Below are 26,658 nucleotides of genomic sequence, written 5' to 3' on the forward strand. Positions count from 1 at the left end.
GTGCGGGAAAATGTCAGCGGAGCGCGGCGCGGGAGGGCCGGTAGGCCAGGGCCCAGTAGACCAGCATCGCGATGCCGCAGAGCACGCCGAGGCTGGCCACGGTGAGCTGCCACTGGGTCTGCGGGTCCTTGCCCCACTCGGCCGCCCCGGCCATCACCGCCAGGTACTTGGGCGTCAGGTAGAAGGCCAGGGCCGAGAACGCGACGATAATCCAGCCGGCGAGGCGCATCCGTCCGTTCCGGGACGGCACCCGGTGGATCGCGAAGCCCATGCAGGGCAGTGCCACGGCCATCCACACCCAGTGGTGGGACCAGGACACCGGGCTGATCAGCAGCATCAGCACGGCGGTGGCGGAGACGGCGACGAAGTTCTCGTCCGCGTCCACCGCCCACCGGATCACGACCGCAGCCAGCGCGGCCAGGGAAAGGGAGAGCACCAGCCACACGATGCTGGTCAGGCCGGAATCCGGCAGGCCCAGGTGCAGCAGCAGGCCCTTGACCGAGAGGTTGTCCACGTAGGCAGGCCCGCCGATCCGTCCGGTGTCGGGCAGGATCCTGGTCCAGAAGGAGAGCGAGGCGGCGGGCAGCATGGCCCAGGCCAGCACGATCGAGCCGAAGAAGCCCGCCGCCATCCAGCCGAGGGCCTTGAAGTCGCGCCGGACCAGGAAATACAGCCCGAAGGCGAGCGGGGTCAGCTTGATGCCGGCCGCGATGCCGATCAGCAGTCCCGCGGGCCAGCGGATCTCCCCGGCCCGGGCTTTGCCGTAGAGCGCGAAGTCGGCCAGGATCAGGCCCATCAGGATGATGTTGATCTGGCCGAAGTCGAAGGTGTCCCGCCAGGGACCGAGCAGCAGGATCGCCGCGGTGCCGGCCAGTGACACGGCCCGGAACCGCCAGTCGGCGAAGGCATTCCGCCAGCCGCCGAGGCGGAAATAGTGCCGCGCGAGCCAGGCGGACACCACTGCGGCGCCCAGCAGCGCGGTGCTGATGAACACAAACCCGCCGCCGGCCAGGCCCAGGGTCGCCATCGCGGCGAACAGCAGCGCCGCAAACGGCGGATAGGTGAACGGCAAACCGTCCCGCGCCGCGTAAAGCTCGTTGACGCCGGTCTCTCCGGTCTGCAGCACCCGGTTGCCGCCGTAGTAGTAGACCTCGAAGTCGTTCAGGAGCGGATCGTAGGCCCAGTACAGCACCACCAGGGCGCCGGCGACGGCGAGCGCGCCGGCCGCCGTCGCGAACCACCCGCGTGTGGTGGAGGGCGTGGCCCTGGTGGTGGTTGTCACGGGTGCCTAGCTGCCTGACCCGCCGGCTGCGATCTGGGAGAAGGCCTGCTCCAGGTCGGCGATCAGGTCCTCAACGTCCTCGATGCCGCAGGAGAGCCGGATCAGGTTGACCGGAACGGCGAGTTCGGTGCCCTTGACCGAGGCGTGTGTCATTTCCGAGGGGTAGTTCATCAGCGATTCGATGCCGCCCAGGGACTCGGCGAGGGTGAACACGGAGGTCGATTCGGCCACCTTGCGTGCCGCCGCCTCGCCGCCCTTGAACTGCACGGAGATCATCCCGCCGAACTTCTTCATCTGCTTTTTGGCGAGCTCGTGCCCGGGGTGCGAGGGCAGTCCAGGGTAGAGCACGGCCTCGACCTCGGGGCGCTGCAGCAGCCACTCGGCCACGGCCTGGGCGTTGTCGCTGTGCCGGTCCATCCGGACGCCGAGGGTCTTGAGCCCGCGGGTGGTGAGGAAGGCGTCCATCGGGCCAGAGACGGCACCGACGGCGAACTGGACGAAGCCGATCTTTTCGGCCAGCTCCGCGTCGTTGACGACGACGGCGCCGCCGACGACGTCGGAGTGCCCGCCGATGTACTTGGTGGTGGAGTGCACCACGATGTCGGCGCCGAGGGCCAGCGGTGTCTGCAGGTACGGCGAGGCGAAGGTGTTGTCCACCACGAGGAGCGCGCCGGCGTCGTGCGCAACCTTGGCGAGGGCCTCGATGTCGGTGATCTTCATCATCGGGTTCGACGGCGTCTCCACCCAGACGAGGCGGGTCCTGTTGGCGGCCACCGCGGTGGCGACGGCGTCGAGATTGGACATGTCCACCGGGGTGTTGCCGATGCCCCACTCCCCCAGCACCCGGCTGATCAGCCGGTAGGTGCCGCCGTAGGCGTCGTTGCCGAGCACGATGTGGTCACCCGGGCGGGTGAGGGCCCGGATCAGGGCGTCCTCCGCGGCCAGGCCGGAGCTGAAGGAGAACGCGGCGGTCCCGCCCTCCAGCGCGGCGAGCTGTTCCTGCAGGGAGTCACGGGTGGGGTTGGTGCCGCGGCCGTATTCGTAGCCGGCGCGCAGCACGCCGATCGCTTCCTGGGCATAGGTGGTGGAGAAGTGCACGGGCGGCACGACGGCGCCGGTGCGCGGTTCGAAGGCTTGGCCGGCATGCACGGCGCGGGTGTTGAAGCCGGCTTTTGGCGCGGAGGAGCTTTCTGGCAAAGACATGTGCGTTCCTTTCGGCCGGCGGCCGGGCCCCTCCGGGGAGGGGGACCGGTTTCCGGGTCGGTTGCTGAGGTCAGTTGCTGTGGTCGCTTGGGGTCAGTTGCTCAGGTAGGCGAGCAGGTCGTGGCGGGTGAGGATCCCCACCGGGGCGCCGACGAACGTCACCATCAGGGTGTCCGCGTCCGAGAGCAGCTCGCGGGCCGTCGAGATCGATTCGAGCGAACCGATCACCGGCAGCCGGGCCCCCATGTGTTCGGAGATCTTGTCCGAGAGCTTGGCCTCGCCGCGGAACAGCTTCGCGGTCAGGGTGCGTTCGTCCACGGCGCCGAGGACCTCGCCCATCACCACGGGCGGCTCCTGGGACAGCACCGGGATGTGCGAGACGCCGTACTCGTTCATGATGTTGATGACGTCGCGGACGCTCTCGTTGGGGTGGATGTGGACGAGGTCCGGCAGTTCCCCGGTCTTGGCCTTGAGGATCTCGCCCACGGAGGCTTCGTCGCCGCTGGCCAGGAAGCCGTACGAGCGCATCCACTGGTCGTTGAAGATCTTGGCCAGGTAGCCGCGGCCGGAGTCCGGCAGGATCACGACGACGACGGCGTCCTCCGGCAGGTCCTTGGCGACCTGCAGGGCCGCGACAACGGCCATGCCGGAGGATCCTCCCACGAGCAGGCCTTCCTCGCGGGCGAGCCGGCGGGTCATCTCGAAGGAGTCGGCGTCGCTGACCGCGATGACGTCATCCGGGACGGCCTTGTCGTAGTTGGCCGGCCACATGTCCTCGCCGACGCCCTCGACGAAGTACGGCCGGCCGGTGCCGCCGGAGTACACCGATCCTGCCGGGTCGGCGCCGATGATCTTGACCATGCCGCCGTCGGACTCCGCACGACCGGCGGAGACCTCCTTGAGGTACCGGCCGGTGCCGGTGATGGTGCCGCCGGTGCCGGCGCCGATCACGCAGTGCGTGATCCGGCCGTCGGTGTCACGCCAGATTTCCGGGCCGGTGGTTTCGTAGTGGCTGGCCGGGGCGGCTGGGTTGGAGAACTGGTCGGGCTTGTAGGCGCCGGGGATCTCGGTGACGAGCCGGTCCGAGACGCCGTAGTAGCTCTGCGGGCTGTCGGGCGGGACGGCGGTGGGGGTCACCACGACCTCGGCGCCGTAGGCCTGGAGCACGGCGCGTTTGTCCTCGCCGACCTTGTCCGGCACCACGAAGATGCAGCGGTAACCCTTCTGCTGGGCCACAAGGGCCAGGCCGACGCCGGTGTTGCCGGAGGTGGGTTCCACGATGGTGCCGCCGGGCAGGAGTTTGCCGGTGCGCTCGGCCTCCTCGATCATCTTCACCGCGATGCGGTCCTTGATGGAACCGCCGGGGTTCAGGTATTCCAGCTTCACCAGGACCGTGGCCCCGATGCCGTTGGTAACGTGGTGCAGCTTGACGAGCGGCGTATTGCCGATGAGGTCCAGAACGGACTGGGCGTACTTCATAGGTACAAAGTTACCGTCTCCGCCCGGCAGTGGCGGCCCCGGGGCGTGCCGTGGCGCCGGACGGGGCCCCCGCCACGGCTGTCTAGGCGCCGATGTCGTTCGTTCCTTCAGCGGTGCCGGCCGACTCCCCCGCCGGGGCCGCGTTCTGCCAGAGACCCAGGATGTTGCCCTCCGGGTCACGGAAGTAGGCCGCGAAGCCCATGTCCATCACCGCCTGCTTGGCCTGGACGGTGCTGCCGCCGAGGGTTCCGATCTTCTCCAGTGCCGCGTCGATGTCCTCCACATCCACCGTGATGATCGGGGTCTTCAGCTCGCCTTCCCTGGCGAACATTCCGCCGTTGATCGAGCCCGGCTCCGCCGGCATGCCGGATTCGTCGGCGGGCGTGGTCATCACCATGCTGTAACCAATGTCCGGCATGGTGGAAATGGCCCAGCCGAAAGCCGATTTGTAGAATTCCCGCGCCCGTTCCTCGTCATCGGCGGGGATCTCGAAGTGCACAACGCGTCCAGTCATGTGAGTCACCTTTTCGTCTGCAGCCAGGGCGCGGGCGGTCCACGCCACAATGGGATTTTAGCCCCGGGCGGCGTTCTGCCACAGGCCCACAATGTTGCCTTCGGAGTCCTTGAAGTACGCGTTCCAGCCCATCCCCGGAACCTCCATCTTTTCCCGGAACGTCGACCCGCCCAGCGCCGTGATCTTCTCCAGCGCGGCGTCGATGTCGTCCACGTCCACGGTGACCACCGACGACGACAGTTCCCCTTCCCGTTTGAACAGGCCGCCGTTGATGGAGCCGGGCACCGCGGGCCGGCCCTGATCGTCCATCGGGGTTGTCATCGCCAGGCTGTACCCCATCTCCGGCATGACCTCAAAGCCCCAGCCGAACGCCGAACTGTAGAACTCCCGCGCGCGGTTCTCGTCGTCCGCGGGAATCTCGAAATGTACTACTCCACCAGCCATTACCTTCTCCTGGTCATAGGGGTTCGGGCCATAGGAATGGCGGCCTCAGGGCAGGCGCGGGCGACCACGCCACAGCCGGAGTCTAACCCCGGCGGCACCGGACGTTAAGGGTCCAACGGCCCGCGCTGCGCGGACCCGCGGTACGGCCGCTGCCAGCCGTTCGTGGAATCATTGTCGGATGACCATTGCAGATGTCCCCGCCGGCCTGGCTGCCGCGGCGGACGCCTCACTGCGGTGGCACCCGGGCGGGCCTTTCGACCTGTCCCGGACCCTCGGCACGCTCCTGCGCGGGCACGGCGATCCGTCCATCCGCACCGCGCCGGACGGCCTGTGGATGGCCTTCACGACAACTTCCGGGCCGGCCACGCTCCGCCTGACTGCGAGCGGTCCGCTGGCCGACCCCGCCGTCGAGGTCCAGGCCTGGGGGCCGGGAGCTGCCGCGGCCGCCGGTTCCGTGCCCCGGATGCTGGGCCGCGACGACGACTGGTCCGGTTTTGACGAGCCCGCGTTCCACGCCACGCTCCCCCGGATGGTCATTGAGGCCCGACGCCGGAACCTCGCCGTGCGGCTGCCCGCCACCGGCCGGCTGATCGATTCCCTCGTTCCGACGATCCTGGAGCAGAAGGTGACCGTGATCGAGGCCCGGCGCGGCTACCGCTACCTGGTGTACCGGTTTGGAACGCCCGCGCCGGGCGCCGGTACGGTCGCGCCGGCGAACCTGATGGTCCAGCCCACTGCCGAGCAGTGGCTGCAGATCCCGTCCTGGGAATGGCATCGGGCCGGTGTGGGTCCCCAGCGTTCGGCGACCGTCATGCGCGCGCTGCGTTCCGCCGTCGCGCTGGAACGGCTCGCCGCACTCCCGGCCGCGGAGGCATCCGCGAAACTGCAGACGATCCCCGGCATCGGCGCGTGGACCGCCGCGGAGGTCGTGCAGCGCACGCACGGCTGCCCGGACTCGATTGCCGTGGGCGACTACCACCTCGCGGCCTATGTGGGCGCGGCGCTGACCGGCCGCCGGACCGACGATGCCGGGATGCTCCGGCTGCTCGCGCCGTGGACCGGGCACCGTCAGCGGGTGGTCCGGATGATCGGCCTCAGCGGCTTCCGCAAACCAACCTTCGGTCCGCGGATGACCATCCAGGACCACCGCGGCCACTAGCACCTCCCCGCAGCCCCGGGCCGCCCCCGGTGCCTCCCCCGGGCCCCTCCCACCACCACCAACGCGGGGTCACTTCCGGCCCATCCCGGGCGACTTTATCGGCACGATGTGACCCCGCGTTGCTCTGGGAGGTGTTGGTGGGTGGGGTCAGCCGCGCGGGAGCCGGGCCCTTTTGATCCGGCCGATGACGCCCTCGAAATTTTCGGCCAGATCTTCGGCGTTGACTTTGAAGTACGCCCAGCCAGCGTGGCGGAACGCTTCGTCCCGCCGGTTGTCCCGGGACTGCTGTTCGCGCGTGAGGTGGGGTGCGCCGTCGTACTGGATGGCGATCCGGAACCTCCGGTAGCCCAGGTCTGCGGCCGGCGAGCGCGGGTCGTCCGGATCGAGTCTCACCTGCAGCTCCGGCTCGGGCATCCGCGCGTCCAGCAGGGCCAGCCGCAGGAAGGTCTCCGGGAAGGAATCGGCTCCCACCCGCATCTCGTCGAGGGCGAGCCTGGCCTTCTCGACACCTTTCATGTTGGGATGCTGGCGGATGAGCAGCCGCAGCCCGTCCTTGTAGGCATACGGCTCGGACCGTTGCTCGAGGCCGGGCCGGGGTCGGCGGATGATCTGGTCGCCCAGGGCGATGAGGTAGTTAAGCGGCAGGGCCGCGGCCAGATCCAGCCAGGTCCGGGGCGGCGCCGTCACGGGGATGCCGTCGACGTCGGTCAGCTCGCCGGCGTTGGACCGCACCCGGTGGCCCGTCACACCGGCCCGGCGGACCCGGGGAAGCTCATGCGGTTTGCTGAGGTGGATGGTGGCGCAGCCGCCCAGCCACGGGGGCAGTCCCAGCAGGGTCAGGACGGCGGCTGTTTCGTGCGAGACCCAGGCACCGGGCGTGGCGGCGGCCAGGACGCGGGCACGTTCGACGATCTCCAACTGCCGGCCGGCGGGCAGGTAGATGAGGCGGCCGCCGTCGGACAGGTCACGCGCCCGCAGGCGTTTGGCCGAAACCCCTAGAGCGCGGGACTCATAGACCGTGAACGGAGTCTGGGCGAGGCTGCCGGGGAGCGGCGAAATGCGGACCATGCGCTCCATTGTGGCCTCGACGCGGGACCGGCGCATAGGTTATCCACAGGCCCGCGCACCCTGCCGCAACGCGGGGTCGGATATCGCCCATCCGGGCCACATTTATGGGCGCGAAGTGACCCCGCGTTGGGGTTAGAGGCCGAGCCGGGACACAGCTTCCTGCCGCATGTCCACTTTGCGGATCTTGCCGGAGACGGTCATCGGAAAGCTTTCGCGAACGTCCACGTAGCGCGGGATCTTGTAGTGCGCCAGCTTCCCGTGGCAGAACGCGGCTAGGCCGGCGGCGTCCAGCGGGGCGGCGCCGGGCTTGAGGATGACGCAGGCCATCAGTTCCTCGCCGTACTTGGCATCCGGAATGCCGATCACCTGCACGTCCTGGATGTCCGGGTGGGAGTACAGGAACTCCTCGATTTCACGGGGATAGACGTTCTCGCCGCCGCGGATCACCATGTCCTTGATCCGGCCCTCGATCACGATGTACCCGTCCTCATCCATCCGGGCCAGGTCGCCGGTGTGCATCCACCCGTCGGCGTCAATCGCCTCTGCGGTCTTGTCCGGCTGGTTCCAGTAACCCTTCATCACGGAGTACCCGCGGGTGCACAGCTCGCCGATTTCGCCGCGCTGCAGCACCGCCCCGGTTATCGGGTCCACCACCTGGCTTTCCAGATGCGGCATGGTCCGCCCCACGCTCTCCGTGCGCTGGGCCATGGTGTCCACGCTGCGGGTCATGGTGGAGACCGGCGAGGTCTCCGTCATGCCGTAACAGATCGCCACATCGGACATGTTCATCTCCGAGACGACCCGGTTCATCACCTCAATGGGGCACAGCGAGCCTGCCATTACGCCGGTGCGGAGGGTGGACAGGTCGTAGGAGGCGAAATCCGGCAGCGCGAGTTCGGCGATGAACATCGTGGGCACGCCGTACAGCGACGTCCCGCCAAAGTCCTGCACGGCCTCCAGGGCCGCGGCGGGGGTGAACCCGCGACCCGGAATGATGGTGGCGCAGCCGTGGCTGAGCGAGGCCACGTTCCCGATCACCATGCCGAAGCAATGATAAAAGGGCACCGGCAGCACCACCCGGTCGTGCTCGGTGTACTCGAGCAGTTCGCCGATCGAGTGGCCGTTATTCAGGATGTTGTAGTGCGAGAGCGTGGCCCCCTTCGGAAAGCCGGTGGTGCCGGAGGTGTACTGCAGGTTGATCGCGTCGTGCGGGTCCAGCCCGGCCATCCGTGCCTTCAGCTCGGCGTGCGGGACGTCGTCGGCCCGCTTGAGCAGTTCCGCGAAGGTCCGCTCCGCCGCTGTTTCCGGTACACCGGCCGTAAGGGCGGGCAGGCCGGCGTCGGGGAGGAACACAAGCTCGCGCAGCTCCGGGCATTCGGCCAGCGCCTGCCGGGCCATGCCGGTGTAGTCGCTGTTGGCGTCCGACGGCGCGGAGACCAGCATCCGCATGCCGTTCTGCTTGACCACGAACTCCAGTTCGTGGCTGCGGTACGCGGGGTTAACGTTGACCAGGATTGCCCCGGCCTTGGCCGTCGCATACTGCAGGATGGTCCACTCGGCGCAGTTCGGGCTCCAGATGCCGATCCGGTCCCCCGTGGCCACACCCAGGGCGAGAAGCGCGCGTGCCAGGCGGTCGACGTCGTCGTTCAGCTTGGAGTAGCTCCAGCGCCGGGCCTCTTCGCCCGGCACGGCCGCGGCCTCGATCAGTGCGTCGTGGAAGGGGAACCTTGCCACGATCCTTTCGAAATTATCGCCGATCGTTTCCTCGAGCAGCGGGACGTCAGTGTCCCCGGCTGTGTATGAAAGCATGGTGTGACGCTACCAACACTCGGCCGGCAATAGAAGACTAAAGCTTGGATGTCCTACAAAATCTTTGGGGACAGGAAGCCGCGGCCCGGTAGGGTGAAAACCATGAGTGCACCCATCGACCTCCAGGCCATCTTCATTCCCAACGACGGCGAGTTCTTCCGCGTGAAGCTCGCGCTGGAGATCGCGATTGACGACGTCGTCGCCGAACCCGGCTGTATCCGGTACGAGCTCACCGAGGCCAGCGAGGACCGGCTGGTCCTGACCGAACAGTGGGCCTCGCAGGAGGACCTGGACAAGCACTCGAAGGGCACGGCAGTCCAGGACCTCAATGAATCCCTGAGCGCCCTGCTGGCCGAGCCGGTCAAGATCGTGAAGCTCTAGCCGCGCCGAGGGCAAAGACAACCAAAGACAACGCGGGGTCACTGCGCGCCCATAAATCAATGAAACATGGGCGCGCAGTGACCCCGCGTTGGGGTGTGACGGGTTGCTGCCGGGCGGTTAGGCCTCCGGGATCTGGCTGCCGTCCTGCGTGCCGGCAGCGGCGGCCTCGGCCTGGGACCGGGCCACGTGGGCGTGGACTTCCTCCATATCGAGGGCCTTGACGGCGTCAACAACCTGTTCCAGCTGCTGGGCATTCAGCGCGCCCGGCTGCGAGAACACGAGCACCTTTTCGCGGAACGCCATCAGCGTCGGGATGGACGTGATGCCGGCCTCGGCGGCGAGCTGCTGCTCGGCCTCGGTGTCCACCTTGGAGAAGACAACGTCCTGGTGCTTCTCGGAGACTGCGGCGTATGTGGGTCCGAACTGCTTGCACGGGCCGCACCACTCGGCCCAGAAATCGACGAGGACAATGTCGTTGTCCTCGACGGTAGATGCGAACTGTTCACCTGTAATGTCTACGGTAGCCATGGGTCAACGGTACGCGAGCGGCCCCGGCTTGTCCCCTGCATTTCGCTGTTGGCACAGCCATGTGACGGCTCTCGGGCGCCTCCGACGGGCCGCCGTTGGGCGGTCCAGGGGCGGCCGGCGCGCAGCCGGCGCGCAGGACTCCATCCCCTTGAGCGTCAGGCCCAGACGTGCGGCGCCGGGCGCCGGGCCCCGGGCAGGGCGTTGGTTTCGCGCCATTCGTGGATCCACTCGGGCAGTTCCAGATCCGCCGGCGGCGCACCGAACTCACGAAGGATGTCCGCCTGGCTCACCGGCTTGCCCTTGCTGACCAGGCGGGTGGCGATGAAGGCGCGGGCGTAGATTTCCCCGTCCGCCACCATGCGCTGCTCGAAGTAGATGGCCTTCTCGTCGAGGCCAATGATCTTCGTTTCGATCGTGTACCGCTGCCACAGCTGCAGCGAACGGCGGAACGCGATGGTCTCCCCCGCTGCCACCGGGCTCCATCCCCGGCGGCGCATGGCCTGCCAGGTTCCGCTGCGAGCCATCAGGTCGAACCGGCCGAGGTCCATCAGGGAGAAATACATGCCGTTGTTGACATGCATCGCTATGTCTATATCGGTCGGCAGGACCTTCAACGGCAGTGACGCGGTGTCCCAAATGCTCAGCCGGGAACGGCGGGAGGACGTAAACAGCAGGACAAGGGTGCGCAGGAGCAGATGCATGGGCACAATGTTACCCACGGGTAACAATGCTGCCAAGAATTGAGACGGCGGCTTTAGGTCCGGGACCGCGGACCAGCCAGCAGTTGCCGGTCCCGATCGCCCGCTGCTCCCGCGGGTCCCCGTGCGGCAGCACCAGCGCCGTGTTCTCATCGACTGCCACGGCCCTGTCGACCATGCCGTGCACGACGGCGGCGACGGCACGGCCCAGCGTGCCAGCCTGCGCGGCATGGACATCGACGGCGAAGGACACCAGCCCCAGCCCGTCACGGAGCTCCACCTCCGCGAGCCCCTCGGACGACTCTTCCGGGCACACCTCGGCGCCGCGGATCCGGTAGCCGCCGGCAATCGCCCGCTCCGGCGCAATCATGGCATCCGCGGAGAACCCCAGATAGGGGGCACCCGCTGCAACCGCCCGGCGGATGGCGGCTGCAGCCCCCCGCAGTCCCGCCAGGTAGACGGGCGTCGGTCCCCCACCGACGACAATCGCGTCGGCGCCGTCGAACACGCCGGGATCCACGGGCGGGCCGGGGCGCAGCAGGACCGGGATCACCTCACACAGCGTGCGGTGCTGCAGGGGATCCAGGTACGCGGGCAGGAAATAGTCGGCGCTTCCTTCGTGGTCAACCAGTACCACCGCGATCCGCGGCGGCCTGCTGCCGCCGGCCCGCTCCCGGACCTCCGCCATGAACTCGTCGAGGATCACGGGAGCCGTCACGGTGTCGGGGCCGCCGCCGACCAGAAAGATGCTCATGGCTTCAACGTACCCGGATCACCGCACACAGGTGCACACTCCGTACTACCCTTGCCGGATGACAACAGACTTGGCCGTCAGGACAGCGGTGCTGGACGACGCCGCCGCCATCGCGCGGGTGCACCTCCAGGCCTGGCGGGAAAGCTACGCCCACCTGCTGCCGCCCGCCGCCCTCGCGGGCCTGCAGCAAGGACCCCGCGAGGCTAAATGGCGCGACATCATCACCACCTCCGGCTCGGATGTCTGGGTGGCCTGCGCCGGGACGGAGCTCATCGGCTGGGCCAGCGCGGGGGCCGGACGCGATGATGACGGACCCCGCCCCCGGGAGCTGGAGGGCATCTACGTGCTCGCCAGCACCTACGGCTCGGGGGCAGGCCAACTGCTGCTGGATGCAGCCGTGGGCGACGGCGGGGCATACCTCTGGATTGCGGACGACAATCCCCGCGCCTTCGCCTTCTACTTGCGGAACGGATTCGTCCCCGACGGGACCACAGCAACGCATGAACTGGTCGGCACCCCGGTCCGGATTCTGCGAATGGTCCGGTGAGCTCTTGCGGGAGCCGCGCTGGGGCCGCAGGCGCCCGGGTCAGTCGGCGGCGACCAGTTCCACTTCGAAGCCGTCCGAATTCACCAGGTAGGCGGCGAAGTGGTCCGGTCCGCCGGCGTGCGGGTACGCCTGCGGGAACAGTTCACGCCAACCATGCCCGACGGCGTCTGCCGCCAGGGCATCGACCTGTCGCCTGTTTCCGGCGCTGAAGGCCAGGTGATTGAGGCCCGGCGCGGTGCGCTCGTGCGTGCGGCTGCTCAGGGCCGGGGATTGCTCGACGACGATATAGGTTGGCCCGCGGCGCCAGCTGCATCCGTCCGGCCAGTCCTGGAAATTTTGGTAGCCGAGACGGGTCAGGAGCCAGCCCCATTCGTCCCTGGCACGGCCAAGGTGCGGCACCCATAGCTCGACATGGTGCAGGGAGCCGAAGGATTCGTCAGTCACCCAGAGAGTCTCGCACGGCTGAGGGCCACGGGCCGGCGCCCGCCGCTCAACAGCCGCCGCTCTGCAGCCGCCGCTCTGCAGCCGCCGCTCTGCAGCCGCCACTCAAGGGCGTCCACTCAAGGGCGTCCACTCAAGGGCGTCCACTCAAGGGCGTCCACTCAGTGGCGGCCGCGGCTCAATACAGGATCCGCTGGAAGAGCAGGTGGTCCTGCCAGCCGCCGGCGATGTTGAGGTAGGCCGGGGCCACGCCGATCTCCGAGAAGCCGGCGCGTTTGAGGATCTTTTGCGACGCGGCGTTGTGAAGGAGCGTGGCGGCCTGCAGCCGGTGCAGTCCCAGGTCGTCCCGCGCCGCTGCGACGGCGAAGGCGACGGCCGCGGAGCCGATCCCCTGCCCGTTGTAATCCTTGTCCACCCAGTAGCCGAGGTGGGCGCTGAGGAACGGCCCCCGGACGATGCCGCTGAGGGTCATCAGCCCCACAATCGCCTCGCCGTCCGTCAGGACCCACGGGACATCGGATCCGGCGATGAACAGGGCGAGCTTGGACTGGACGCTCATCATTTGGCCGTCGGGCGTGAAGAACTCCTCGGCCCGCACCGGCTCCCAGGGCGCCAGGTGCTCGCGGTTTCGCAGGTAGGCCGCGCACATGGCGTCGACGTCGGAGGCTCTCAGGATCCGGATCCGGACGCTGCCGGCCAGCGGCGCGCTATTGGCGGTCATCCGGGGGCTCAGTCCGGGGTCTGCCCGTACGGCTGGACCCGCACCGCGGGTAGTTCGTCCGACGGCGGACCCGCCCACCGCGGCGGCACGACTGTGGGCTGGCGCGGGCCCTCCGGTGGGGCCGGGAGGTCGATAAAAAAGGACATGACCTCATCCTTGCACCGCCGTCAACCCCCGCCCGGCGGACGGGGCAACCGGGGACCCGGCTCCTCCGCGGTCAGCTCCCCTGTTTGAGCTTGCGCCAGCCACCGGCCCGGCTGTTGGCGATAATCTGCCGGAACAATCCGAGCAGTGCCGTGGCATTGATCGGCTCGCCCTGCCGCACGGCCACCGTGCGGGCGGTCTTGTTCCCATGCCCGGAGGTGATGACGCGCTTGATGGTCTCCCGCACTTCAGGGTCAGCGGCGTGGACCAGCGCGCGGACCTCACGGCATATCGATTGCTGCCACGCGGGCAGCGCTTCGATGAACGCATCCACGCGCGGATCGCTGACCGGCAGCAGCTCAGGCTTCGTCATCGTCGTCGTCGTCATCCTCGCTCGAATCGGTGCCCCGCACGATCACGCTCGCGACGCCGTGCAGGTCCATCAGCGGCAGGACGAGGTTGCGCAGCGGATGCCGGCCGAAGAAGCGGACCTCCATCGAGACCATCGGCTTCTGCTCGTCCCCGGTCCTCCGGGTGCGCAGGATCGAGGAGCTGAAGCCCATGGTGGTGGCGATTTCGAGGACCTGCCGCAGCACTCCCTGGCCGTCGGCGTACTCGATGTGCATCACCCGGTTCCGGTCCACGGACGGGATTCTGCGGACCGCCGGCGCAACAACGAACAGCGTGATCAGGTGGAATATTGTCAGCACCACGGCCAGGGAGACCATGCCCGCCCCGCACGCCATGCCCACCGCCGCGGCCACCCAGATGGTGGCGGCCGTCGTGAGGCCGCGGACCACGTCCCGGCCCTTGAAGATGACACCGGCACCCAGGAAGCCGATTCCGCTGACGATCTGGGCCGCGATCCGCGAAGGGTCGACGGCGGTTCCGGGCTCCATGACGAAGGCGAACCCGTACGCGGACACCAGGGTGAACGCGCACGAGCCGAGGCCCACCAGCACGTGGGTCCGGTATCCCGCACTCTTCTGCCGGACCTGCCGCTCGATGCCGATCAGCGAACACAGCACGAACGTCGCGAGCAAGAGCCCGGCCTCCGCCAGGCTGGTGTCGGTGAAGAACGCGAACATGCCGCCCACCTTCCTGGGCCAGCCCGTCAGCGCCGGGCCGGCGCGAAACCATTCACCCTGTTGCTGACTCTAACAAGGCCGCCGTCAGTCGTCGTCGGGGTCCGCTTCGGAGCCGCTGCCCACCTCGTGGCCGGACTCGGTGCCCACCTCGTTGCCCACCTCGGTGCCGGACTCGCGCTCCGCCGCCGGCTCGACGTGGGTATCGACGCTGTACGGAGCCCGCGGCGCACCGGAATACAGCTCATCGAGGCGTTCGTTCAGGGCGTGGGAGAGGATGTCGCGCTGGAGTGGGGGCAGGGCCATGGCACCGTGGATGTAGGCCTCAACCTCGAACTGTCCCGCCTGGCCGCCGAGCGTGAAGTATCGCAGCCAGAGCTCTTCAATGCTGACGTCGGCGTCGCGCAGCGACTCGGCGAATCGCCGGCGCTGTTCGCTCTCCTCGCCGCCCAAGGCCATGCTGTCGTCCTGCGCTTAGTTTTCGAGGGGGTTGGCTGCAGCCAGCAATTCAGCCGCGACCCGGGACAGGGGCTTCCCCGTATGCCGTGAGAGCATCATCAACTGCCGGAGTGCCTCGTCATCGCTGGTGGCGTTCCGGGCCATCAGGACGCCTTTCGCCATGCTGATGGTGTCCCGCTGCGCCAGCGATTCCTGCAGGCGGTCGCTCAGCGTCCCGGCAGCTTCACGGGCGTGGGTGTGGATAACAAAGAGCGTCGCCTGTTCAGCAAAGAGCTCGGCTAAACGGACCGTGCCGTCGCGGAACGGCTGGCCGCCGTCCGAGTAGACCTTCACGGCCCCGAGGGCGAGATCCCCGGACAGCAAGGGGCAGCTCACCGAGGAGGAGATCCCCAGGGCCGCCGCGGCCGGCGCCCAACGCGACCACCGCCGGTCCGAGGCCAGGTTCTCGACCCGGACGGTTTCCCCGCTCGCCCAGGCGGTGATGCACGGGCCTTCCTCCAGCTCGTACTGAAGGGCATCGGCTGCAGCCACGACGGCGTCGGACGCGGCAGTCGTCTGGCGCAGCCCCGAACCGTTGACCAGGCTCACGCCGGCGCCGATCGCGCCGGGGATCGACGCTGTGGCTGCATCCGTGATCAGCCGGAGGGCGTGGGCCACCGTCTCTTCCGTGAGCAGCAGCCGTGTTGCCCGGGCAAAAACAGCGGCGATCTCATCAGCCAGCGGCAGTTTTGCGCTCAATTTTCACCTCAGAAGTCCATACCGGCGGGTTGCCATCCGGCGCGTATCGCCGGGTTCAAGCATACGGCGGCGCGGCTTGGGGCGCCCATATTCACCGTCCCGTACACAGCGTAGTGTCGCTAGTAGGTACATCCCGGTTTGGACAGTCAAGGGTGCTGCTATTTGGGTTGCGGGCGATCAAGAGTTCTCAGCCGCTGAGTCGGCGCGTCACGGCCGCCCAGAGTTCGTAGGATTGAGGCCGGCATGGTTTCCGGTACCGGCGCTGCACCCACCCCTGAGCAACTGCAGGATCTCCTGTTGGAAAGTCCAGGGTTCACCGAATTTCTGCTGGGCTTGACGACGGTCTCGGCGACCTTCCTCGGCGGTCCCGAGCCCATGCTGTGTGCCATCACGGTCGAACGGGACGGCACTCCGGCCACGGTCGCCAGTAGCGGCGAGGATGCGAGACGGCTGGATGAGAAGCAATACGCGTTCGACGACGGCCCCTGCCTGACGGCGCTGCGGCACGGCACCACCGTCCTGGTGCCCGATGTGGAGACGTCAAACCGCTGGGAGCACTATGCGTCCGCGGTCTCCGGCGAGGGCATAAAGTCGGTCCTGGCCGTGCCGATCGCCACGGATCCGGGGTCGGCCGCCGCACTGAACTGCTATTCCCGCACCAGCGGCGTTTTTGACGAGGCCACTGTCGCGGAGGTGGAGCGCCACGCCGCCTCCATCTCGCGGATCCTTCGTCTGGCCCTTCGAGTCCACCCGCCGGAAACCTACCCGGAACATCTGCGGTCCGCGCTGAAATCCCGCGCCATCGTGGACGCCGCCGTCGCCCTGATCATGATCCAGAACCGGTGCAGCAGAGAACGCGCCATGGAACTGCTGCACGTGGCCGCCAGGGCAACTGACACCAGGCTCCGCACCATTGCCGCGGATATCCTTCAGGGCGCCTCCCTTCCTTCACTCAAACCACCGCAATAGGATGGTAGAAAGTCGCGATTTGCTCAGCGGGCGGCTGGGATTGGGGGCAACATGAGGGTCAGCCGGACTGTTTCGTCGGAGTCGCGGACCATCAGCAGCAGCAGCGTCAGCATGCTGGATCTCGTGCTGGACAGCACCCTGCCCGGTTCCGGCGTCGACCGTTTCCTGTCCCGGCTGAGCGGCCTGGTGGCAGGCGAGCTGTCCCGCCCGGACCGCGGGGTCTCCTGTGGGATCATCGTCAATCAGCGGAAGCAGCGTATCTGGGAAGCAGGCAATCCCGGCGAGGCATCCTCCAGCGTCCTCCGGATCCCGGTAGTCCTCGACGCTGACAACTCCGCCGTCGTCAGCCTCTACTCGCCGCGGCCCGACGCGTTTTCTGCGGAGGATCTCGCGGATGCCCAGCAGTTCGTGTCCGGCGCAGCGCCGGCGCTGCTGCTGGCGCTGCGGATCTCCCAGCTCACAGAATCCCGCGATAACCTGACCGCCGCCATGCAGTCGAGGACCACCATCGACATGGCGATTGGCGCCGTCATGGCCCAGAACCGGTGCACGCGGGACGCCGCGTTCAGGATCCTCCGGAACACGTCCAACAACAGGAACTTGAAGATCCGCGACGTCGCGGCAGCAGTCGTGGCTTCCATCGCCGGCGACACTGACATTTTGGCGCGGTTCGAGCAGTGACCGGGCGGCGGCTGGTCGGTGACCGGCGGCGACTTCCTTCGGGCGAGGAGGACATAGTGGATGGCCCTTACGATCTGGAACGGTTCGTCAGTGCCCAGGATGAGGGCGGAACCTACCGGCACGCCGTCGACGAGCTCCGGGCGGGGGTGAAGCGCAGCCACTGGATGTGGTTTGTGTTCCCGCAGCTCGCCGGCCTGGGGCGCAGCCCCACCGCCCGGAGATACGCCGTGACCTCGCTGGACGAGGCGAAGGCCTATCTGGAGCATCCGGTGCTGGGTCCTCGGCTGGTCGAATGCGCCGAGGTCGTGGCCGGCCTCGAAGGGCGCACCGCCGGGCAGATCTTCGGCGGGATTGATGAGCGGAAGCTGCACTCCTCCATGACGCTCTTCCTCCGGGCGGACCCGCAGCAGGACGTCTTCCGGGAGGTCCTGGCCAAGTTCTTTGACGGCGTGCCCGATCCCGCCACCGACCAGCTGCTCGGCAAGGCGTAGGGCAGGTCGACCCCACAGTGCCGTCTCGTCACGACAGCGCCGTCTCGTCACGACAGCGGAGGAAGTGCCCCGTCCGACCTCGGGACGGCGTACGGGTTGACCGGCCGGTCCTCGTCCCGGGCCGACGGCTCCCTTGTGGCGTAGTTGCGCGCAGTGTTCAGATCGCGGGAGCGCCGGAACAGTCCGAATCCGACAGCGCCGAGTCCCCCTGCCAGCAGCGCCAGGCCCAGGACGAAAAGACCGATTGCACCGGCGTCGGCGCTTCCGGTGGCCACCTGGAAAATCGGCGTCGGGAGGACGAAAAGGGTCGCTGCCAGGGCAACGCCCCCCGCCGCAATGGGCCAGCTCCCCTTGGACTTCATGTTTCCCCCTCCACGTTCGCCTCAGGACCAGTAAACCGGTTCCCCGGCCAGGACGGAAGAGTGCACGATGCGGCCACCGGCCGGCTCCTCGGGCTGGACCAGGCAACCGTATCCAGGGTATCGACGCCGGGATCTATGCGGAGGAGGATTAAAGGGCAGTCACGTAAAGGAGGTCAGTGATGTGCTACCCGTACAACAGGGAATACCGGCGGGACATCAAGAAGGATGAACCAAAGGAAACCGAGGCGCACCCGGAGCCCCGGGTGGAAGCGCCCGACTTCAAGTTCTGGGCCTTCCCACGCCGCAGCAGGGAATTCACAGTCGAGGAACCGGCGACGGCTGACCGGTCCCGCGAGCGGGTGTAGCCCGGAAAACAACGGGAGGCTCCTCCAGAAGGGGCCTTCCGCTTTGCCGGACGGCGCCGCACGCATGTTCCGAGCACGGTATACGGGAGACTGGAAGTCCCCGACCACGAAGGCAGGACCGCATTGATCAATCTCCAGCAGGACCCCGAAGGCTTCATCCGCATGAAGCGGCACTTTCCGGGCAGCACCGTCATTTCCATCACTTTCAATGATGGTTCCTCCGAGGAGTTCTCCGGCGTGCAGCTCAACGCGATCTATGACGCGGCTGTGGTCGTCTACCGGGCAGAGAACCACCTGGATGCCAAGGGGTACTCCCGGGCACCGAAAAAGACCGTCCAGCCCACGGACAAAATCGAGTTCGTCGCGGTGCACCCCGGCATGGCCGGATAGCCCACCCGCGACCCATTGACACTGCCCGACGCGCGGAATATTCTACAACCAAATGGTTGTAGATGAGCTCCGTGAGACCGACCTTGACCGCCTGTTCCAGGCGTTTGCCGATGCCACCCGTCGGGATATTGTCACCCGGGTAACGGCCGGCGAGTCATCGGTGTCAGGGCTGACAGAGCACTACGCCATGAGTTTCGCCGCCGTACAAAAGCACGTGGCGGTGTTGGAACGCGCCTCCCTCGTTACGAAGGAAAAGCGCGGACGGGAGCAGATCGTGCGGGCCCACCACGAAGGCCTGGAAAAGGCTCGACGGCTGCTCGACGAATACGAGACGATCTGGCGGCAGCGCGCTGACCGGATCGCCGAAATTCTCGCAGAGGATATAGGAAGAGTTCCGTCATGACCGTTATCAGTTCGCAGAAGAATGCCGAAGCCCTGAGCTTCACCGTCGTCGCAGAGTTCGACGCCGGCGTCGAGCGCGTGTGGCAGGTCTGGGAAGACCCGCGCCAGCTGGAGCGCTGGTGGGGCCCGCCCACCTGGCCGGCGACCTTCGAGCGCCACGACTTCGTGTCCGGCGGAAAGGCCAGCTACTTCATGACCGGGCCCGACGGCGAGAAGAGCCGGGGCTGGTGGCGTTTCACCGCCATCGAGGCGCCGCACCGTCTGGAGTTCGACGACGGGTTTGCCGACGAGAACGGCGACCCGATCCCCGAAATGGGTACCAGCCATGCCGTGATGCGGCTTGAGCCCATCGACAACCGCACCCGAATGACGATGGTGTCGACCTTTGACTCCGCCGAATCGCTGGAGAAGGTTCTCTCCATGGGCATGGAGGAGGGCATGAAACAGGCCCTCGCCCAGATCGACGGGATCCTCGCCGGGTCCAAAGTCAGCTGAGCGCGGCCGTCGCAATCAGCGAACCTTCAACACCCCCGCATTTGCCGGTTCCGGCAGGTGCGGGGGTGTTTCGTGGTGCCAGCCGCGCGCCAGCCACCGCCGGGTACCTCCCCCTGTCCGGGCGGGCGGTAAGCTCATGCGTGGTCGAGCGACCGTTGAGCCGGGACGACCAATGCTCGTCGGACTTGCGCGTCCGGACGGGCTCAAAGTTGGAGGACGTATGACAAGCACGGAAAACCCATCCCCCGGCGGCCTCCGGGGTCCCGGCGCCCCGGAGTGGGCCCGGCTCGAGGACCTGTCCAGGACCCGGCTGCTGGATACACCCTCCGAGGAGCGCTTCGACCGGATCACGCGGTTGGCGCAGAACCTTTTCGGGGTCAGCGCCGCCAGCGTGTCGCTAATCGGGGAGAACCGGCAGTACCTGAAATCGTTCGTCGGCAGGCTCTCCCGCGAATCGGACCGGCGCAACGCGTTCTGCGCAGAGACAATCAAGTCTTCTGAAACCCTGATCGTGGAGAACGCCCTCACCGACGAACGCTTCCAGCAAAACCCGCTCGTCACGGGCGGCCCCCACATCCAGTTCTATGCCGGCCACCCCCTGACCGGACCGGGCGGCACCCACGTGGGGACGTTCTGCATCATCGATCAGGAACCCAGGTCGTTCGGCGCCGACCAACAGGAGATCCTCGAGGACCTCACCCAAATCATCCAGCGCGAAATGAACCTCTCGTGGGACATCGACCAGGGAGCGCGGACCCAACGGGCCCTCCTGCCGGTCACTCCGCCGTCCCCGGCCGGGTACTCACTGGGCGTCTGCTTCTACCCGGCCTTCGGGCTCAGCGGAGATTTCTACGACCTCGGCACCACCGCGTCCGGGCGCTTCCGTATCACCGTCGGCGACGCCATGGGCAAGGGTGTCGGGCCCGGTCTCGTGGCCGGCGCAGCTCGTTCCGCCTTCGCCGACGCCGGCTGGGACGCGGACCCGGCCCGGCTCTTCCGGGACGTATCTGACCTCCTTGACGGGAGTCTGGCCCGCGCCGGGTCCTTCGCGTCGGTCTTCCACACCACCATCGACCCAGCCACCGGAACGGGCCTCTATTCGGACGCCGGACAGGGACTAACCCACATCCTGCGCGCCGACGGCACCATGGAGCGGCTGCCTCCCACCGGACCACCCCTGGGGCTGGTCCCCGGCGGGACCTGGGAGCAGCGCCCGTTCGCGCTGTCCCCGGGAGACGCCGTCGTGATTCCAACCGACGGCCTCCTCGACCTCCACGGCGGCGAGCTCCAGCGGCTCGCCGAAGCCATGGCGGGGTGCCGGACGCAGGACGACGCGGACACCGCCGTCAGGACATTGTGCGACCGGCGGGGAAAATCCGTCGTCCTGGACGACATCACGGCCGTCCTCTTCCGGCGGGCCGCGGATTAGCCGAAAACTCCGACGCCGGATCGGTAGGATGCAGGGGGACATAAGTCCGGGAAGTCTGCATATCGGGGGAATCAGTGGTGGCAACGGCAACGCGTGAAGCCCTGCCGCCACGGGTGGACGCGCCGGCACCGCTCCGGAGGCAACTTCCGTCCCTCCTGACGGGGGTGGACGAGGTATCACCGCTTCAGAAACAGATTCCGTTCCTGGTGTTCTTTATCGTGGCCGCCGCCATGAGCACTTCGATCGCGACACTGTCGGTCAGCGACTGGACGGCTCTCGCAGCGGGGACGGTCCTGACGGCAGCGGCGACCGGCTACGCCGCCACTGCGACCACACCACGACTGGCCCGCTGGGCCGTCATTGTGCCTTGCCTGGATTTCCTGGCGGCCGGAGCCCTTCGACACGGCACCGGGGAAAGCCACTCCATCTACGCCTCGATCGTCCTTTTGCCGGTGCTCTGGTTTGCCGCCATGGAAGGCCGCCGCCACGTGGCCTACGCGGCCACCGGCGCGACGGTCGCAATCATGGTCCCCTTCGCCCTCGGGTCGAGCATCGACGCGAACCCCAACGAACTCTTCCGCGGGCTGTACAGCACGATGATCTTCATCCTGGGCGCCCTCGTGGTCAACGAGCTGGCCCGACGGACCCGGCGCAACCTGCACAGCGCGCGCCAGCAGGCGGAGGCGGCCACCGCGGAACTCCGACGGGCCGCCCAGATCCAACGCTTCCTGCTGCCCACCAACGCCGCTTCGCTCCCCGGTTATCAGACGGCCGGAGCGTGCATCCCGTCCGCCGCGGTGGGAGGGGACTTCTTCGACTGGTACCCCATTGAAGACGGGCTCGGATTCACCCTCGGCGACGTGATGGGCAAGGGCGCAGGGGCCGGCATGATCGCCGCCACGACGCGCGCCGTCATCCGCAGTGCCCGGAACAGCGGCGACCCGGTGACCGCCCTGGCCCTGACGCAGGACTGCCTGACGACCGACCTGAGCCAGGCGGGCTCCTTCGCGACGCTCTTCCATGCCCGGCTCAGAGCCTCGGACGGGCGGATCCTGTACTCCGACGCCGGCCACGGGCTGAGCCTCGTCGTCCGGGCAGCAGGCACCTGGGAGCGGCTCACCTCCGAAAACCTCCCCGTCGGCCTGCTCCCGGACACAAAATGGGAATCCTTTGTAACCCGGCTGAACCCCGGGGACATGATCGTCAGCTTCAGTGACGGTGTCCTGGACCTGTATGACGGAACCCTCGCCGCCGTCGACGAGATTGGAAAACTCGCCGCGGCCGCGGGGTCCGCGGAAGAGCTGGTCGACGCCGTGCGCCGCCGGGCCCAGGGGGCCTCGAACCCCGACGACGTCACCATCCTTGCCGTCCGGCGCGAGAACCGGAGCTAACCGAGCCCTCATGAAAGGACTCCCCCTGTGACCGCATCGCCCTTCTGGGTCCGTCTCGTCGTCGTCCTGACGGTACTGACGGGGGTCAACTACGTTACCTGGCGCTGGCTGGCGTCGCTGAACTGGGACGCGTGGTGGATCGCGGTGCCGCTCGTCGCCGCCGAAACCTACAGCCTGATCGACGTCATGCTCTTCGGGATGACTGCCTGGCGGCTGAAGACCCGGAAACCGCCGGCACAGGCTCCCCGGGACGCCACCGTCGACGTTTTCATCACCACGTACAACGAGCCGATGGACCTCGTGCTGACAACGGCGCTCGCCGCCCAGGCGATCCGGCACCCGCACAGCACGTGGATCCTCGACGACGGTGACCGGCCGGAGTTCCGGGAGATGGCGGCCGCCCACGGGCTGGGCTACGTGACCCGCAGTGCCGAGTGGAGCGGGATGCCCCGGCACGCCAAGGCCGGGAACCTGAACAACGCGCTCATGATGACCGAGGGCGAGTTCCTGCTGATCCTCGACGCGGACCAGGTCCCCGAACCGGACATTCTGGACAAGACCCTGGGCTACTTCAACAACCGGAGAGTCGCCCTCGTCCAGACGCCGCAGTACTTCAACAACGTGCCGGCGGACGATCCCCTCGGCAGCCAGGCACCGTTGTTCTACGGCCCCATCCAGCAGGGAAAAGACGGCTGGAACGCGGCGTTTTTCTGCGGCTCCAACGCGGTCCTCCGGCGGGAGGCCCTGATGCAGCTGGGCCTGGTGGGATACGTCAAGGAAACGGAAAAGAGCATCCGGCGCGCCCTCAGGGCGTCCCAGGCCGCCATCCGCAACGCCCGCAAGGCTGCTGCCAACGAATCCGTCCTCCTGCAGCAAACCCTCGACGAGGTTGAAGCGGCAACCCTTGAGGCCAGCCGTCAGCTCGACGCCGGCGAGTCCCTGAGCGAGATCACCTACCGTGCGCGGCGCCGGGTGGACCGGGCCGTCGAGGCGCTGGTGCTGGCCGATGTGTCCGCCCTCCAGGCTGACCTGGAGGAGATCGCGGCGATGTCGCCGGTGGAAATCGGCGACGCGGGCGTGCCTGTGGTGACCGAGGACGCGGTGCAGCGGATGGCGGCCCGTGACTGGTCGCCGCTCGGGGCGGTCGAGTCGGTCCAGGCGGTCCTGGATGCGTTGTCGGTGGAGCGGACCGGCGAGGCCCAGCCGGTTATGCCGCTGGCCACCATCTCCGTGACCGAGGACATGGCCACCGCCATGCGGCTGCACGGCATGGGCTGGCAGAGCGTGTACCACCACGAAGTCCTGGCCTACGGGCTGGCGCCGGAGGACATCGGCACCATGCTGACCCAGCGGCTGCGCTGGGCCCAGGGCACCATGCAGGTCTTCCTGCGGGAAAACCCCCTGGTCCAGCGGGGACTCAAATGGGGCCAGCGGCTGATGTACTTCGCCACCATGTGGACCTACCTCAGCGGCTTCGCCGCCATCGTCTACTTCGCCGCACCGATCGTCTATCTGCTCTTCGGGGTCCTCCCGGTGACCAGCCTTAGCGCGGACTTCTTCCTCAGATTCATTCCGTTCATGATTGTGAACCAACTGCTGTTTGCCGTCGCAGGGAAGGGCATTCCGACCTGGCGCGGGCAGCAGTACAGCCTCGCTCTGTTTCCGACCTGGATCAAAGCCTGCACGACGGCGGCCCGCAACGTCTGGTTCGGCCGCCCCCTGGGCTTCGCCGTCACCCCCAAGGACCGGCAGTCGGCCGGACCGCGTTGGAGCCTGATCCGGCCGCAGATCGTGGTGTCCGTCCTGCTGGTCATTGCCGCGGTGGTTGGGATTGGCCGCCTCGCCGCCGGAATGTCCGAACCGATCGGAACGCTGGTCAACGTAGTCTGGGTGGTGTTTGACCTCGTCGTCATGAGCATCCTGGTCCGGGCCGTCAGGTACCGGGGATTCCAGGCCGTCGATTCCGACAGCACCAATGAGATCTCCACCGAAAGGGCCGTCCGTGGACCTGAACTATGAAGTGAAAGACAGCTACGCCGAGATAACGGCCGCCGGCCGGCTCAACATGGTTTCGGCACCGAAACTACGGGAAATGGTTGCGGAAGTTGTCGCTGCGGGGTCCGCGAGGATCGTGATCAACCTTGGGGAGACCGCCTTTATGGACTCCTCCGGCCTGGGCGCCCTCATCGGATGCCTCAAAGCCGCCCGGCAGGCCGGTGGTGACCTTCGGATCGCCGCCGTTCAGCCACAGGTTCAAATGGTCCTTGGCCTGACCAGCATGGACAAGGTCCTGACCTCCTATCCCTCCGCAGCAGAGGCCTTTGGTGATGACTGAGGTTCTCGCCCGACGGACGCTCCGGCAGGCGGCCCTGCCGGAAGCAATCGACGCCGTGCACGGTGAGCTGGACGGGCTGTGGAATGACGCGTCCTTCGTTCCGGACCTGGACCGCATGACGTTCGCGACCGCCGTCATCGAAGCTGCCAGCAACGTGGTGCAACATGCCGTTCCGGAAGCATCAGCCCCGGTGGAACTCGGCGTGGACATCAGTGTGACGCCCATCCGGCTCGAGGCCCGGGTCAGCGCCTACGGCGCGGAGTGCCCTGATCCCATCGATACTGAAACTGCCATGCCCGACGGCGAGGCCGAATCCGGGCGCGGGCTCGCCCTCATTCGTGCCTTGGTCACCACCGTGACCTTCAACCGCCAGGACGGGACCAACACCTGGATCCTGGCAAAGTCCCCGCTGCACGAGTAAGCAGAATTCTGCCGAGGAGTCCCGATGAAGCAGCTTAGAAGCCTGGCGTGCGTTCTTGCCCTGGTGGTCGTTGGCCTTTCCGTGGCGGCGGTGCCGGCGCAGGCCGCCACCGCATCCATCAGCCTCAGCCCGGCCAAGGGTCCGGCGGGAACCACAGTGAGCGTCACCGGCACCGGTTTCCCCAAGAAGGGCTCCGGGATCCTCAACGCGGGCGCCAACACGGCCGCCTTCAAAGTGAGCGCCTCCGGCTACTTCACCGCCGACGTCGTAATCCCGCAGACTGCCCAGCTGGCCCTGGACGTCCAGGCCGCGGCAGCGGTGGTCAAGGCATCGGCAACCTTCACCGTCGTCGCGCCGCCGGCGGCGGAACCTGCTCCGCAGGAACCCGTCATCAGCAGCGCTGCGCTCCGGTTCGGCGTCGGCACCCCGGGCGGACCGTTGGCCTCGGCCGAACTGGACCAGGCCGCGTCCCTCGCCGGCGAGGCGCCGTCCGTCATTCTGTCCTACAAGGACTTCAACCAGGGCCCGCCCGTGACCGAACTGGAAGCCGTCCGCAGCCGGGGCGCCACGACCCTGCTGACCTGGGAGCCGTGGGCGTGGGGCGGCGGCACCGAACAGCCCGCCTATTCCCTTGACCGGATCACCGCCGGTGACTTCGACCCGTACCTGAGGCAGTGGGGTGCGGCTCTGGCGTCCTGGGAGCACCCGGTGATGCTGCGCTTCGGGCACGAGATGAACGGCAACTGGTACCCGTGGGCCGAGGGCCTCAACGGCAATGGACCCGGCGACTACGCCGCCGCGTGGCGGCATGTTCACGACGTCGTCGCGGCCAGCGGCGCCAGCAACGTCACCTGGATCTGGAACCCCAACGTCCCGTACTGGAGGTCCACGCAGCTCGACGGACTATACCCGGGCTCCGCGTACGTGGACGGGGTAGCCCTGGACGGGTACAACTGGGGCACGTCAGCGGCCTGGAGCAGCTGGATCGCGCCGCCGGAGCTCTTCGGCCCGGGGCTCGCCGAAATGCGACGACTGGCGCCCGGCAAACCGGTGCTGATTGCCGAAACGTCGTCCGCGGAACAGGGCGGATCAAAAGCGGACTGGAACACGGCACTGATCAGCTATCTTGCAGCCCAGGCCGACGTCACCGCAGTGGTCTGGTTCAACTTCAACAAGGAAACCGACTGGCGGATCAACAGCAGCAGCAGCTCCAGCACTGCGCTGGCGGCCGCCCTGGCCGCGCGCCGCAACTGAATCAACAGCAGCACTGCTCCAGCGCTGCACTGGCCGCACGCCGGGACTGAATGAACAGCAGCACTGCTCCAGCGCTGCACTGGCCGCACGCCGGGACTGACCGGACGGCAACGCACCGGTCGGCGTTTGCCTGCCGGCTCGCCGTCTTCGACTGGGGCGGCGTTAGCGGATTTCGGCCCCGAATCTGAGGCGCTAGCGGATTTCCGCTACGCTTCCGGA

Annotated in this window: 34 protein-coding genes; 16 read left to right on the forward strand and 18 right to left on the reverse strand. The window is 67.6% G+C overall.

From position 1 onward, the window contains the following. Window positions 1–13 precede the first annotated feature (13 nt). From AC50X9_RS15460 to AC50X9_RS15480, 5 genes are all read right to left on the reverse strand, one after another. Window positions 14–1,282 carry a glycosyltransferase 87 family protein gene (locus tag AC50X9_RS15460; protein ID WP_494894707.1) on the reverse strand — a complete coding sequence of 423 codons (1,269 nt, stop codon included), beginning with the start codon at window positions 1,280–1,282 and terminating at the stop codon, window positions 14–16. A gap of 6 nt (window positions 1,283–1,288) precedes the next feature. Further along, window positions 1,289–2,485 carry a cystathionine gamma-synthase gene (locus tag AC50X9_RS15465; protein ID WP_494894709.1) on the reverse strand — a complete coding sequence of 399 codons (1,197 nt, stop codon included), beginning with the start codon at window positions 2,483–2,485 and terminating at the stop codon, window positions 1,289–1,291. Between the two features lie 93 nt (window positions 2,486–2,578). Beyond that, entirely contained in the window at window positions 2,579–3,964 is a 1,386-nt protein-coding gene (locus tag AC50X9_RS15470) for a cystathionine beta-synthase (protein ID WP_494894711.1), read from the reverse strand. 82 nt (window positions 3,965–4,046) lie between these two features. Next, complete coding sequence (locus AC50X9_RS15475) at window positions 4,047–4,478, reverse strand: VOC family protein (protein WP_494894713.1); 432 nt, start codon at window positions 4,476–4,478, stop codon at window positions 4,047–4,049. Between the two features lie 57 nt (window positions 4,479–4,535). Next, window positions 4,536–4,922: a VOC family protein gene (locus AC50X9_RS15480; RefSeq protein ID WP_494894715.1), complete on the reverse strand. Its 387-nt coding sequence runs from the start codon at window positions 4,920–4,922 to the stop codon at window positions 4,536–4,538. A 178-nt stretch (window positions 4,923–5,100) separates the two neighbouring features. Here AC50X9_RS15480 and AC50X9_RS15485 point away from each other — a divergent pair, with 178 nt between their 5' ends. Then, window positions 5,101–6,081, forward strand: coding sequence for a DNA-3-methyladenine glycosylase family protein (locus AC50X9_RS15485; protein ID WP_494894720.1), 981 nt, complete (start codon window positions 5,101–5,103; stop codon window positions 6,079–6,081). 147 nt (window positions 6,082–6,228) lie between these two features. Here the strand turns inward: AC50X9_RS15485 and AC50X9_RS15490 are convergent, their stop codons facing one another. Together AC50X9_RS15490 and AC50X9_RS15495 are read right to left on the reverse strand one after the other, a co-directional pair. Further along, on the reverse strand, window positions 6,229–7,185 hold the full coding sequence (locus AC50X9_RS15490) for an endonuclease domain-containing protein (RefSeq protein WP_494894724.1): 957 nt from the start codon (window positions 7,183–7,185) through the stop codon (window positions 6,229–6,231). A 96-nt stretch (window positions 7,186–7,281) separates the two neighbouring features. Beyond that, window positions 7,282–8,958: an AMP-binding protein gene (locus tag AC50X9_RS15495; RefSeq protein WP_494894726.1), complete on the reverse strand. Its 1,677-nt coding sequence runs from the start codon at window positions 8,956–8,958 to the stop codon at window positions 7,282–7,284. Between the two features lie 102 nt (window positions 8,959–9,060). Here AC50X9_RS15495 and AC50X9_RS15500 point away from each other — a divergent pair, with 102 nt between their 5' ends. Further along, window positions 9,061–9,339, forward strand: coding sequence for a putative quinol monooxygenase (locus tag AC50X9_RS15500; RefSeq protein ID WP_494894728.1), 279 nt, complete (start codon window positions 9,061–9,063; stop codon window positions 9,337–9,339). Between the two features lie 117 nt (window positions 9,340–9,456). On the opposite strand, the gene trxA is transcribed toward AC50X9_RS15500, so the two are convergent. The 3 genes from trxA to AC50X9_RS15515 form a co-directional block, all read right to left on the reverse strand. Beyond that, window positions 9,457–9,867 carry a thioredoxin gene (trxA, locus tag AC50X9_RS15505; RefSeq protein ID WP_494894730.1) on the reverse strand — a complete coding sequence of 137 codons (411 nt, stop codon included), beginning with the start codon at window positions 9,865–9,867 and terminating at the stop codon, window positions 9,457–9,459. Window positions 9,868–10,022: 155 nt separating this feature from the next. Next, window positions 10,023–10,568, reverse strand: coding sequence for an acyl-CoA thioesterase (locus AC50X9_RS15510; protein WP_494894732.1), 546 nt, complete (start codon window positions 10,566–10,568; stop codon window positions 10,023–10,025). A gap of 10 nt (window positions 10,569–10,578) precedes the next feature. After that, window positions 10,579–11,319 carry a Type 1 glutamine amidotransferase-like domain-containing protein gene (locus AC50X9_RS15515; protein WP_494894734.1) on the reverse strand — a complete coding sequence of 247 codons (741 nt, stop codon included), beginning with the start codon at window positions 11,317–11,319 and terminating at the stop codon, window positions 10,579–10,581. 58 nt (window positions 11,320–11,377) lie between these two features. Here AC50X9_RS15515 and AC50X9_RS15520 point away from each other — a divergent pair, with 58 nt between their 5' ends. Further along, window positions 11,378–11,866, forward strand: a complete 489-nt coding sequence (locus AC50X9_RS15520; protein ID WP_494894736.1) for a GNAT family N-acetyltransferase — start codon at window positions 11,378–11,380, stop codon at window positions 11,864–11,866. Between the two features lie 39 nt (window positions 11,867–11,905). Here AC50X9_RS15520 and AC50X9_RS15525 read toward each other — a convergent pair whose 3' ends face one another. The 7 genes from AC50X9_RS15525 to AC50X9_RS15555 all read right to left on the reverse strand — a co-directional run bounded on the left by AC50X9_RS15525 (window position 11,906) and on the right by AC50X9_RS15555 (window position 15,454). Continuing rightward, entirely contained in the window at window positions 11,906–12,310 is a 405-nt protein-coding gene (locus tag AC50X9_RS15525) for a VOC family protein (protein ID WP_494894738.1), read from the reverse strand. 175 nt (window positions 12,311–12,485) lie between these two features. Next, window positions 12,486–13,028: a GNAT family N-acetyltransferase gene (locus AC50X9_RS15530; RefSeq protein ID WP_494894741.1), complete on the reverse strand. Its 543-nt coding sequence runs from the start codon at window positions 13,026–13,028 to the stop codon at window positions 12,486–12,488. Window positions 13,029–13,036: 8 nt separating this feature from the next. Next, window positions 13,037–13,174, reverse strand: a complete 138-nt coding sequence (locus AC50X9_RS15535) for a hypothetical protein (RefSeq protein WP_494894747.1) — start codon at window positions 13,172–13,174, stop codon at window positions 13,037–13,039. A gap of 71 nt (window positions 13,175–13,245) precedes the next feature. Continuing rightward, on the reverse strand, window positions 13,246–13,545 hold the full coding sequence (locus tag AC50X9_RS15540; RefSeq protein ID WP_494894750.1) for a hypothetical protein: 300 nt from the start codon (window positions 13,543–13,545) through the stop codon (window positions 13,246–13,248). Then, window positions 13,532–14,260 carry an MgtC/SapB family protein gene (locus tag AC50X9_RS15545; protein ID WP_494894752.1) on the reverse strand — a complete coding sequence of 243 codons (729 nt, stop codon included), beginning with the start codon at window positions 14,258–14,260 and terminating at the stop codon, window positions 13,532–13,534. Before AC50X9_RS15545 ends, AC50X9_RS15540 begins: the two co-directional genes overlap by 14 nt. Before the next feature lie 84 nt (window positions 14,261–14,344). Continuing rightward, window positions 14,345–14,716: a hypothetical protein gene (locus tag AC50X9_RS15550; RefSeq protein ID WP_494894754.1), complete on the reverse strand. Its 372-nt coding sequence runs from the start codon at window positions 14,714–14,716 to the stop codon at window positions 14,345–14,347. 15 nt (window positions 14,717–14,731) lie between these two features. Continuing rightward, on the reverse strand, window positions 14,732–15,454 hold the full coding sequence (locus AC50X9_RS15555) for a GAF and ANTAR domain-containing protein (RefSeq protein ID WP_494894756.1): 723 nt from the start codon (window positions 15,452–15,454) through the stop codon (window positions 14,732–14,734). Window positions 15,455–15,697: 243 nt separating this feature from the next. Here AC50X9_RS15555 and AC50X9_RS15560 point away from each other — a divergent pair, with 243 nt between their 5' ends. Genes AC50X9_RS15560 through AC50X9_RS15570 form a run of 3 tightly spaced genes read left to right on the forward strand, consistent with a single transcriptional unit; the run spans window position 15,698 to window position 17,595 of the window. Beyond that, window positions 15,698–16,423 (forward strand): GAF and ANTAR domain-containing protein, encoded by a 726-nt coding sequence (locus AC50X9_RS15560; RefSeq protein WP_494894758.1) that lies wholly within the window; start codon window positions 15,698–15,700, stop codon window positions 16,421–16,423. A gap of 51 nt (window positions 16,424–16,474) precedes the next feature. After that, entirely contained in the window at window positions 16,475–17,104 is a 630-nt protein-coding gene (locus AC50X9_RS15565) for an ANTAR domain-containing protein (RefSeq protein ID WP_494894760.1), read from the forward strand. A gap of 56 nt (window positions 17,105–17,160) precedes the next feature. Further along, window positions 17,161–17,595, forward strand: a complete 435-nt coding sequence (locus AC50X9_RS15570) for a DUF1810 domain-containing protein (protein ID WP_494894762.1) — start codon at window positions 17,161–17,163, stop codon at window positions 17,593–17,595. A gap of 47 nt (window positions 17,596–17,642) precedes the next feature. Here AC50X9_RS15570 and AC50X9_RS15575 read toward each other — a convergent pair whose 3' ends face one another. Continuing rightward, window positions 17,643–17,957, reverse strand: coding sequence for a hypothetical protein (locus tag AC50X9_RS15575; RefSeq protein ID WP_494894764.1), 315 nt, complete (start codon window positions 17,955–17,957; stop codon window positions 17,643–17,645). 176 nt (window positions 17,958–18,133) lie between these two features. Between AC50X9_RS15575 and AC50X9_RS15580 the strand changes: the two genes are divergently transcribed. The 10 genes from AC50X9_RS15580 (at window position 18,134) to AC50X9_RS15625 (ending at window position 26,439) form a co-directional block, all read left to right on the forward strand. Next, entirely contained in the window at window positions 18,134–18,322 is a 189-nt protein-coding gene (locus AC50X9_RS15580; RefSeq protein WP_494894766.1) for a hypothetical protein, read from the forward strand. A gap of 123 nt (window positions 18,323–18,445) precedes the next feature. Then, a complete protein-coding gene (locus AC50X9_RS15585) occupies window positions 18,446–18,712 on the forward strand; it encodes a hypothetical protein (protein ID WP_494894768.1) in 267 nt (88 codons plus the stop codon). A 52-nt stretch (window positions 18,713–18,764) separates the two neighbouring features. Continuing rightward, a complete protein-coding gene (locus tag AC50X9_RS15590) occupies window positions 18,765–19,115 on the forward strand; it encodes an ArsR/SmtB family transcription factor (protein ID WP_494894770.1) in 351 nt (116 codons plus the stop codon). Beyond that, a complete protein-coding gene (locus tag AC50X9_RS15595; RefSeq protein ID WP_494894772.1) occupies window positions 19,112–19,609 on the forward strand; it encodes an SRPBCC family protein in 498 nt (165 codons plus the stop codon). Before AC50X9_RS15590 ends, AC50X9_RS15595 begins: the two co-directional genes overlap by 4 nt. 220 nt (window positions 19,610–19,829) lie before the next feature. Next, on the forward strand, window positions 19,830–21,038 hold the full coding sequence (locus tag AC50X9_RS15600) for a PP2C family protein-serine/threonine phosphatase (protein WP_494894776.1): 1,209 nt from the start codon (window positions 19,830–19,832) through the stop codon (window positions 21,036–21,038). Window positions 21,039–21,115: 77 nt separating this feature from the next. Continuing rightward, window positions 21,116–22,429 (forward strand): PP2C family protein-serine/threonine phosphatase, encoded by a 1,314-nt coding sequence (locus AC50X9_RS15605; protein WP_494894781.1) that lies wholly within the window; start codon window positions 21,116–21,118, stop codon window positions 22,427–22,429. 27 nt (window positions 22,430–22,456) lie between these two features. Beyond that, window positions 22,457–24,448, forward strand: coding sequence for a glycosyltransferase family 2 protein (locus AC50X9_RS15610; protein WP_494894783.1), 1,992 nt, complete (start codon window positions 22,457–22,459; stop codon window positions 24,446–24,448). Further along, on the forward strand, window positions 24,432–24,764 hold the full coding sequence (locus AC50X9_RS15615; RefSeq protein ID WP_494894785.1) for an STAS domain-containing protein: 333 nt from the start codon (window positions 24,432–24,434) through the stop codon (window positions 24,762–24,764). Before AC50X9_RS15610 ends, AC50X9_RS15615 begins: the two co-directional genes overlap by 17 nt. Next, window positions 24,757–25,185, forward strand: a complete 429-nt coding sequence (locus tag AC50X9_RS15620) for an ATP-binding protein (RefSeq protein ID WP_494894787.1) — start codon at window positions 24,757–24,759, stop codon at window positions 25,183–25,185. The genes AC50X9_RS15615 and AC50X9_RS15620 overlap by 8 nt, the downstream gene beginning before the upstream one ends. 24 nt (window positions 25,186–25,209) lie before the next feature. Then, window positions 25,210–26,439 (forward strand): glycoside hydrolase family 26 protein, encoded by a 1,230-nt coding sequence (locus AC50X9_RS15625; protein ID WP_494894789.1) that lies wholly within the window; start codon window positions 25,210–25,212, stop codon window positions 26,437–26,439. Window positions 26,440–26,658: the final 219 nt, after the last annotated feature.

The organism is Pseudarthrobacter sp. HLT1-3, assembly GCF_059383535.1.